Origin of the sequence: Pseudomonas sp. p106 (assembly GCF_003936645.1) — a bacterium.
GTDB lineage: Bacteria > Pseudomonadota > Gammaproteobacteria > Pseudomonadales > Pseudomonadaceae > Aquipseudomonas > Aquipseudomonas putida_E.
Window position 1 is genome coordinate 68,860 of the sequence record NZ_RHQR01000026.1, and the last position, 9,373, is coordinate 78,232.

Annotated in this window: 8 protein-coding genes; all 8 read right to left on the reverse strand. The window is 61.3% G+C overall.

Annotation, left to right across the window (positions count from 1 at the left end; translation table 11 throughout):
- Positions 1–45 precede the first annotated feature (45 nt).
- Positions 46–3,570, reverse strand: coding sequence for a DNA polymerase III subunit alpha (gene dnaE, locus EGJ09_RS24025; protein WP_046788314.1), 3,525 nt, complete (start codon positions 3,568–3,570; stop codon positions 46–48).
- 89 nt (positions 3,571–3,659) lie between these two features.
- Positions 3,660–4,283 carry a ribonuclease HII gene (gene rnhB / locus EGJ09_RS24030; RefSeq protein WP_046788313.1) on the reverse strand — a complete coding sequence of 208 codons (624 nt, stop codon included), beginning with the start codon at positions 4,281–4,283 and terminating at the stop codon, positions 3,660–3,662.
- A 1-nt stretch (position 4,284) separates the two neighbouring features.
- Positions 4,285–5,412 carry a lipid-A-disaccharide synthase gene (gene lpxB, locus EGJ09_RS24035; RefSeq protein ID WP_125924944.1) on the reverse strand — a complete coding sequence of 376 codons (1,128 nt, stop codon included), beginning with the start codon at positions 5,410–5,412 and terminating at the stop codon, positions 4,285–4,287.
- A gap of 1 nt (position 5,413) precedes the next feature.
- The gene (gene lpxA, locus EGJ09_RS24040) at positions 5,414–6,190 is read right to left on the reverse strand and encodes an acyl-ACP--UDP-N-acetylglucosamine O-acyltransferase (protein ID WP_012315890.1); all 777 of its coding nucleotides are present in this window, start codon (positions 6,188–6,190) and stop codon (positions 5,414–5,416) included.
- The gene (fabZ, locus tag EGJ09_RS24045) at positions 6,187–6,627 is read right to left on the reverse strand and encodes a 3-hydroxyacyl-ACP dehydratase FabZ (protein ID WP_012315891.1); all 441 of its coding nucleotides are present in this window, start codon (positions 6,625–6,627) and stop codon (positions 6,187–6,189) included. The genes lpxA and fabZ overlap by 4 nt, the downstream gene beginning before the upstream one ends.
- A gap of 113 nt (positions 6,628–6,740) precedes the next feature.
- Positions 6,741–7,796, reverse strand: coding sequence for a UDP-3-O-(3-hydroxymyristoyl)glucosamine N-acyltransferase (gene lpxD / locus EGJ09_RS24050; protein WP_012315892.1), 1,056 nt, complete (start codon positions 7,794–7,796; stop codon positions 6,741–6,743).
- Position 7,797: 1 nt separating this feature from the next.
- Entirely contained in the window at positions 7,798–8,301 is a 504-nt protein-coding gene (locus EGJ09_RS24055) for an OmpH family outer membrane protein (RefSeq protein WP_012315893.1), read from the reverse strand.
- A gap of 44 nt (positions 8,302–8,345) precedes the next feature.
- Positions 8,346–9,373: outer membrane protein assembly factor BamA (gene bamA / locus EGJ09_RS24060; RefSeq protein ID WP_125924945.1), on the reverse strand; the 1,028-nt coding region annotated here is incomplete at its 5' end.

The window sequence follows — 9,373 nt, forward strand, 5'->3', positions numbered from 1 at the left end:
CTTAAGGGATCAGGCGCATTCAGGTCGAGATTAAATTTCGTCGGTTCAACGATATTGCAGGAAGACGTTCTCACGCCCGAACTGGTCACGCAGCGCCTGAATCAAGCCATCGGCCGGGTCGATCGACCACTGGTCGCCGAACTGCAGCATCGCCTTGGCGTCGCTGCCGGTGTATTCGAGGGTGATCGGGCAACCACCGCGATGGCGGGTGATCAGCTCGCCCAGCCAGTTCAGGCGGTCGCCCTTGAGGGCATCGTGGGTGATCTTCAGGCGCAGGCTCTCGGCCAGCTTGGTACGGGCGTCTTCCATGGTCATCACCTGCTTGACGCGCAGGCGCAGGCCACCGGAGAAGTCGTCATTGCTGACCTCACCCTCAACCACGACCATGGCATCGTTCTGCAACAACGCCTGGGCGCCCATGAAGGCATCGGCGAACAGCGACGCTTCGATACGCCCGGAGCGGTCATCGAGGGTGACAAAGCCCATCTTGTCGCCCTTCTTGTTCTTCATCACCCGCATCGCAATGATCATGCCGGCGATAGTCTGCGTCTCGCGGGAGGGCTTCAGATCGATGATGCGCTGGCGGGCGAAACGGCGGATCTCCCCTTCATATTCATCGATCGGGTGGCCGGTGAGGTATACGCCAAGGGTATCCTTCTCGCCCTTCAGGCGCTCCTTGAGCGTCAGTTCACGCACCTTGCGGTGGTTGGCGTAAACATCGGAGTCCTCCTCGACGAACAGCCCGCCGAACAGATCGACGTGACCGCTATCGGCGGTGCGTGCCGTCTGCTCAGCAGCCTTGATCGCTTCTTCGAGGGCCGACAGCAAGGTCGCGCGATTGATGTCGATACTGGCGTGGTAGGCCTTGATCTCATCATGAAAGTGCGGGCCCAGGCGGTCCAGTGCGCCACTGCGGATCAGCGCATCGAGTGTGCGTTTGTTCACCCGCTTGAGGTCGACCCGCTCACAGAAGTCGAACAGGTCCTTGAATGGGCCACCCTCGGCGCGTGCCTCGACAATGGCCTCCACCGGGCCTTCACCCACGCCTTTGATGGCGCCCAGGCCATAGATGATGCGGCCGTCGTCATTGACCGTGAACTTGAACTCCGAGGCATTCACGTCAGGCGCATCGAGGCGCAGCTTCATGCTGCGCACTTCTTCGATCAGCACCACCACCTTGTCGGTGTTGTGCATGTCCGCCGACAGGACCGCGGCCATGAACGGCGCCGGATAATGAGTCTTGAGCCAGGCGGTCTGGTAAGACACCAGACCGTAGGCCGCCGAGTGGGACTTGTTGAAGCCGTAACCGGCAAACTTTTCCACCAGGTCGAAGATGTTGCCGGCGAGGTCTGCATCGATGTTGTTGGCGACGCAACCTTCGATGAAGCCACCGCGCTGCTTGGCCATTTCCTCAGGCTTTTTCTTACCCATGGCGCGGCGCAGCATGTCGGCGCCGCCGAGGGTGTACCCCGCCATGACCTGGGCAATCTGCATCACCTGTTCCTGATACAGGATGATGCCGTAGGTCGGCGCAAGAACAGGCTTGAGGCCTTCGTACTGGTAGTCCGAGTGCGGGTAGGCGAGTTCGGCGCGGCCGTGCTTGCGGTTGATGAAGTCGTCCACCATGCCCGATTGCAGGGGGCCTGGGCGGAACAATGCCACCAGTGCGATAAGGTCTTCCAGGCAGTCGGGCTTGAGCTTTTTGATCAGCTCCTTCATGCCGCGCGATTCGAGCTGGAATACCGCCGTGGTTTCGGCCTTCTGCAGCAACTCGTAGGTCTTGCGATCGTCCAGCGGGATGAAGTCGATGTTGACGTCGGGCAGGTTGTTCTTGGCCTGCTCGCGGTTGATCGTCTCCATCGCCCACTTGATGATGGTCAGGGTACGCAGGCCAAGGAAGTCGAACTTGACCAGACCGGCGGCCTCGACATCGTCCTTGTCGAACTGGGTCACCAGGCCGCCGCCCTCTTCATCACAGGCGATCGGCGAGAAATCGGTGAGCTTGGTCGGGGCGATTACCACACCACCGGCGTGCTTGCCGGTACCCCGGGTGACACCTTCGAGCTTGAGCGCCATCTCCCAGATTTCGCGGGCGTCTTCGTCGCCCTTGAGGAAGTCGCGCAGGATCTCTTCCTGCTCATACGCCTTCTCCAGGGTCATGCCCACTTCGAACGGGATCATCTTCGACAAACGGTCGGCTAGGCCATAGGACTTGCCCTGCACCCGCGCCACGTCGCGTACCACTGCCTTGGCGGCCATGGTACCGAAGGTGATGATCTGGCTGACCGCATTGCGCCCGTAGGCGTCGGCCACGTAGTCGATCACCCGGTCACGGCCATCCATGCAGAAGTCGACGTCGAAGTCGGGCATGGAAACACGTTCGGGGTTGAGGAAACGTTCGAACAGCAGGTCGTAGGCCAGAGGATCGAGGTCGGTGATCTTCAGTACGTAGGCCACCAGCGAGCCGGCACCCGAACCACGGCCCGGGCCTACCGGCACGCCGTTGTTCTTGGCCCACTTGATGAAGTCCATCACGATCAGGAAGTAACCCGGGAAACCCATCTGGATGATGATGTCCAGTTCGAACTTCAGGCGGTCCAGGTAGAGCTGGCGCTTCTCTTCGTAATTGGGCGTGGTCTCCTTGGGCCAGAGCACCGCCAGGCGCTCCTCCAGGCCTTCGTGCGAAACATGGCGCAAGTAGTCGTCGATGCCCATGCCATTGGGCGTCGGGAAGTCGGGCAGGAAGTACTTGCCCAGCTGGACCTGGATGTTGCAGCGTTTGGCGATTTCGACGGTGTTGGCAATCGCGTCGGGCAGGTCGCTGAACAGCTCGGCCATTTCATCCGCGCTTTTGAGGTACTGCTGGTCGCTGTACATGCGCGGGCGACGCGGGTCGTCCAGGGTCCAGCCTTCACCGATGCACACGCGGCTTTCGTGGGCGTCGAAGTCCGACTGCTTGATAAAACGCACATCATTGGTGGCCACCAGCGGCGCGCCGACCTTGTCGGCCAGCGCCACGGCAGCGTGCACGTATTCTTCATCACCGGCACGATTGGTACGCTGCACCTCGACGTAAAAACGTTCGGGGAACATGCCCATCCAGTCGTGCAGCAGCGCCTCGGCCTCAGTGGTACGGCCGGCCATCAGGGCCATGCCGATATCGCCCTCTTTGCCGGCGGACAGGGCAATCAGACCTTCGCTGGCCGGGGCGATCCACTCACGCTGCAGAATGACCAGGCCATTGCGCTGGCCGTCAGTCCAGCCTCGGGAGATCAGCTCGGTAAGGTTGCGGTAACCCTTGGGGTTCATCGCCAGGAAGCAGATGCGCGACAGCGGCGCTTCAGGGTCGGCACCGGCCAGCCACAGGTCAGCACCGCAGATCGGCTTGATGCCCGCGCCCATGGCGGCCTTGTAGAACTTCACCAACGCGCACATGTTGCTCTGGTCGGTGATCGCCACCGCGGGCATGTTCATCCCGGCCAGCGCCTTGGCCAGCGGCTTGATCCGCACCAGGCCGTCGACCAGCGAAAATTCGGAGTGGACGCGCAGGTGAACGAAGGGAACCGACATGGAAGATCCTGTAGCAGTGCTGAACGACAAGGGCGGGATTGTAGCGTAAAAGCGAGGGGGTTTTGGGGACGCAAGACGCCCCCAACAGGCTAGATCAGAGAATCGGTAATGCCTTCGCGGGCTTCCCAAGCGGCCCGTACCGGCGCAAAGGAGCGCCGATGAATGGGCGTGGGCCCAAGCCGGGCCAAGGCTTGCAGGTGTACCGGCGTCGGATACCCCTTGTGCCCGCCAATCCCATAGCCCGGATAGATCAGCTCGAATGCGCTCATCTCGCGATCGCGGGTCACTTTGGCCAGGATCGACGCTGCAGCGATGGCCGGCACCTGGCTATCACCCTTGATAACCGGCGCAGCCGGCACCGACAGTTTGGGGCAGCGGTTACCGTCGATCAGTGCGAGCCTGGGTGTGACACTCAAGCCCTCCACTGCACGCTGCATGGCCAGCATGGTGGCCTGAAGAATGTTCAGCCGATCGATTTCCTCGACCTCGGCGCGCGCGATGCAAAAGCTCAGGGCTTTGGCACAGATCTCGTCGAACAGCGCTTCGCGCTTGGCTTCGGTGAGTTTCTTCGAGTCGTTGAGGCCGAGGATCGGCCGCGCCGGGTCAAGAATCACCGCCGCTGTGACGACCGCCCCGCACAGCGGGCCGCGCCCGACTTCGTCGACCCCGGCAACCAGGTCCTCGACCAGGTTGAAATCCAGTCCTATCTGCATGTCAGCGGTCCTTGAGCAAGGCCAGCACCGCGTCGGCTGCCTGGTTGGAGGCGTCGCGGCGCAGGGTGCGGTGAATCTCGTCGAAGCGCTCGGTCTGCTGCCTGCCGTCGGCCACCAGGGGAGCCAGGGTTTGTGCGAGGGCCTCGCTGGTGGCGGCATCCTGCAGCAACTCTGGCACCAATTCGCGCTGGGCGAGCAAGTTGGGCAACGACACGTAGGGGCTTTTCACCAGACGCTTGAGAATCCAGTAGGTCAGTGGCGCGAGGCGATAGGCAACGACCATGGGGCGCTTGTACAGCATGGCCTCCAGGGTGGCGGTACCCGACGCGATCAGCACCGCATCACAGGCTGCCAGGGCCTGATGCGACTGGCCATCGAGCAGCGTCAGCGGCAAGTCGCGACCTTCAAGCATCTGTTCGAGCTGTGCACGCCGTGCCCCATTGGCGCATGGCACTACAAAGTGCACGCCGGGTATCAGCTCGCCCAAGCGCTGCGCCGCATCCAGGAACAACGCCCCCAGGCGCCCGACTTCCCCGCCACGGCTGCCAGGCATCAGGGCAACCACCGGCCCTGCACCCAGCCCCAGCGCCGTGCGCGCAGCCTGCCGATCCGCAGCCAACGGTATGGTATCGGCCAACGGATGGCCGACGAACCTAACCGGCACGCCCTGCTCTTCATAGAAGCGCGCTTCGAATGGCAGCAGCGTCAGCATCAGATCGCAACCTTCACGAATCTTCAGCACACGCTTCTGCCGCCATGCCCAGACCGAAGGGCTGACGTAGTGCACGGTCTTGATACCGGCCTGGCGTAGCTTCAGTTCGATATTGAGGGTGAAGTCAGGTGCATCGATGCCAATGAACACATCGGGCTTTTCGGCAATCAGGGTCTGGATCAGTACCTTGCGCCGCTTGAGCAGTTCGCGCAGGCGCCCCAGCACTTCTACCAGGCCCATGACCGCCAGACGTTCCATGGGGAAATACGACTGCATGCCCTCGGCTTCCATCAGCGGGCCGCCGACGCCAATGAAGCGCACCTGGGGATGGCGCGCCTTCAAGGCGCGCATCAGACCGGAACCGAGAATATCGCCGCTGGCCTCACCCGCAACCAGGGCTACGCAAAGTTGCGCCATGTCAGCGGGTAATGCCGCGGGCAGAATTCACGATCGACTGACGGAACAAGTCGACCTCTGGGTGTTTGCCTGCCAGCTCATCCAGCTCCTTGACCGCTTCTTCAACGGTCAGGCCCTGGCGGTAGACGATCTTGTAGGAACGACGCAGGGCATGGATGACCTCGTCGCTGAACCCGCGACGGCGCATGCCTTCGAAGTTCATGCTGCGGGCTTCGGCGGGGCTGCCGAATACCGTGACGAAAGCCGGAACGTCCTTGCCGATCGCCGTGCCCATGCCGGAGAAGGCATGCGCGCCGATGTGGCAGTACTGGTGCACCAGGGTGAAACCGGACAGGATCGCCCAGTCACCCACATGCACATGCCCGGCCAGCGCAGTGTTGTTGACCAGGATGCAATGGTTGCCGATCACACTGTCATGGCCGATGTGGGCATAGGCCATGATCAGGTTGTGGTCACCCAGCGTGGTTTCAGCGCGGTCCTGGACCGTGCCACGGTGAATGGTCACACCCTCGCGAATCACGTTGTGATCACCGATCACCAGGCGCGTTGGCTCCCCTTTGTACTTCAGGTCCGGGGTGTCTTCGCCGATCGAGGAAAACTGGTAGATGCGATTGTGCTTGCCGATCCGGGTCGGCCCCTTGAGCACCACGTGAGGACCAATGACGGTACCCTCCCCGATTTCGACATCAGGGCCAACGATCGACCACGGGCCGACCTCGACACCATCGGCCAGTTTGGCCGACGGATCGATGATCGCCCGCGGATCAATCGAATTCATAGCTCACGTTCCGCACAGGTGATCTCAGCCGAGCACACTGGCTTGCCATCGACCAGTGCCCGGCACTCGAACTTCCAGATGGTCTTCTTGCGGCCGATGAACTTGGCCTCCAGCACCAACTGGTCGCCCGGCAGGACGGGCTGACGGAAACGCAGCTTGTCGGAACCGACGAAGTAATAGAGCGTGCCGTCGGCCGGCTTGGCGTCGAGCATCTTGAAACCGAGAATGCCTGCAGCCTGTGCCATGGCCTCGATGATCAGCACGCCTGGCATCACCGGGTGTTCCGGGAAATGCCCGTTGAAGAACGGCTCGTTGATGCTGACATTCTTGTAGGCACGAATGCTCTGGGCCTCGAAGTCCAGATCCGTTACACGATCCACCAACAGGAACGGGTAACGGTGAGGCAGGTATTCGCGAATCTCGTTGATGTCCATCATTTCGGGGGGAAGCCTGTAATAAGAATAGGGAGCGCAGGTGCTGACCACACGCTCCTTTTGCAATCCAAAGAGGAGCCAGCTAGCGACTGTTCACTCTTGCTCAGGAAATGGTATCAGCCTTCTGATGTCGGCTGGCCACCTGAGGTCACGGTATCGACACGTTTTTCCAGCTGCTGGAGACGTTTGGACATGTCATCCAGCTGGCGGATACGCGCAGCGCTCTTGCGCCAGTCAGCCAGTGGCTGCATGGCAGTGCCGGAAGAATACGCACCCGGTTCGGTGATCGAACGGGTGACCATGGTCATCCCGGAAACGAATACGTTGTCGCAGACATCAATGTGCCCCACCATGCCGACGCCACCGGCAATGGTGCAGTGCTTGCCAATGCGCGTGCTGCCGGAAATCCCGACGCAGGCAGCCATGGCCGTGTGCTCGCCAATCTGCACGTTGTGAGCGATCTGGATCTGGTTGTCGAGCTTGACGCCGTCGGCGATCCGCGTGTCGGACAACGCGCCCCGGTCGACAGCGGTGTTCACGCCGATTTCGACGTCATCACCTATGGTGACACCGCCGATCTGGGCGATCTTGCGCCATACGCCCTTCTCGTTGGCAAAGCCGAAGCCCTCACCACCGATCACCGCGCCAGACTGGATGACCACGCGCTTGCCTATGGTCACGTCGTGATACAGCGTGACCCGCGGTGCCAGCCAGCCACCCTCACCAACCACACAACGGGCACCGATCACGCAATGCGCACCGATGCTGACGTTGGCGCCAATGCGTGCGCCGCTCTCGATGACCACGAACGGCCCGATGCTGGCACTGGCATCCACCTGCGCATCCTCGGCAACCACGGCGCTGGGATGAATTCCCGCTACAGCCTTGGGTTTGGGATCGAACAGGTGGGAAATGCGCGCGTAGGCCAGGTACGGGTCCGCCACGATCAGCGCATTGCCGGCAAAGCCTTCAGCATCTGCAGCCTGCAGCAACACCGCTGCTGCCTGGCAGTTATCCAGGTATTTGCGGTACTGCTTGTTGGCGAGAAAGCTCAACTGACCGGGGCCGGCCTCCTGCAAGGTGGCCAGCCCGGTGATCTGCAGCGCCTCGGAGCCTTTGAGAGTGGCCCCGAGGGCCTCGGCCAACTGGCCGAGCGTCATGGTCACGGTCATATCAACGGGCTTGGTTCATGCGCTCGATGACTTGGCGGGTGATGTCGTACTGAGGCTTGACATCAATGACCGCGCCACGCTCGAGGACCAGGTCGTAACCGCCTTTCTTGATCACTTCCTCGACAGCGCCGTCGAGCTTGGGCTTGAGCTGCTTGAGCATGTCGCGGTCAGCAACCGCCTTGGCTTCATTCAGTTCCTTGGACTGGAACTGGAAGTCACGGGCCTTTTGCTTGAATTCAAGCTCCAGGCGCTCACGCTCCGGCTGGGCCATCTTGTCGCCGCCTTTGATCAAGCGGTCCTGAATGCCTTTGGCGCTGCTTTCCAGGGTCTTGAGCTTGGTCAGCTGCGGGCCGAACTTCTTCTCGGCATCCACCGCGTATTTCTTGGCGGCATCAGATTCGAGCAACGCCATCTGATAGTTCAGCACGGCAACCTTCATTTCGGCGAAAGCCGGGGTGGCGACCAGCGCCGCGGCCAGTAAGGCCAGTTGAGTCAACTTACGCACGATGCACTCCTGGATAAACCGTTGTCGTTAAGCAAGGGCCGACCTTAGAAGGTCTGGCCCAGAGAGAATTGGAACACCTGGGTATCGGCATCGTCCGGCTTCTTCACCGGCATTGCCAGGCTGAAGCTCAACGGACCCAGCGCGGTGATCCAGGTCACACCCAGGCCCACGGAGCTGGCCATGTCCGAGAAACCGACCTTGGCGCAGTCAGGCTTGGAACCGCAATTGGTGTCGAACACGTTACCCACATCCCAGAACACGGAGGTGCGCAGCGAACGCTGGTCCTTCACGAACGGCAGCGGGAACAACAGCTCTACGCCACCTTGTACCAGGACGTTGCCACCGAACGGCAGTGGGTCTTGGTCCGGGTCTGCGATGGTGCCGGGATTCGAACCATTGCTCGGCGTACTGCGTGGGCCCAGGCTGCTGTCCTTGAAGCCGCGAACGGAGTTGAAGCCACCCGCATAGTAGTTCTCGTAGAACGGCAGGCCCGAAGTGCCACCGAAACCATCACCATAGCCCAATTCGGTGTGCAGGCGCAGGGTGTAGTCGTTGTTGATCGGCTTGAACAGCTGGCCGCGGTAGTCGAGCTTGTAGAACGAAAGGTCGCTGCCAGGAATAGTGGTTTCCAGGGTCAGGCTCTGGGAGTGACCACGGGTTGCCAGCACGCCTTTGTTCAGGGTCGACTCGGACCAGCCGACGGACGCCTTGAAGTTCAGGAAGCTGTCGCCTTCCTCCTCGAGGAAGTCGAAGATCTCGTCAACGGTATAACGACCGGTCTTGATCTTGTCCTGCTGTACGCTGAGGCCGTAGGTCAGACGCGAGGTTTCACTGATCGGGTAGCCAAGGCTGACGCCAGCACCCAGGCTGTCGACCGCATAGCTGGCCACGTCAACGTCAAGGTCGTCGTAGTCGGTGCTGCGGTAGAACGCGTTGTAACCCAGGCTGACGCCGTCGGCAGTGAAGTAGGGGTCAACGAAACCGAAGTTGTAGCGGGTCTGGTATTCCGAACGGGTCAGGCCGATGGACACCTTGTTACCGGTACCGAGGAAGTTGGTCTGGCTGATCGAAC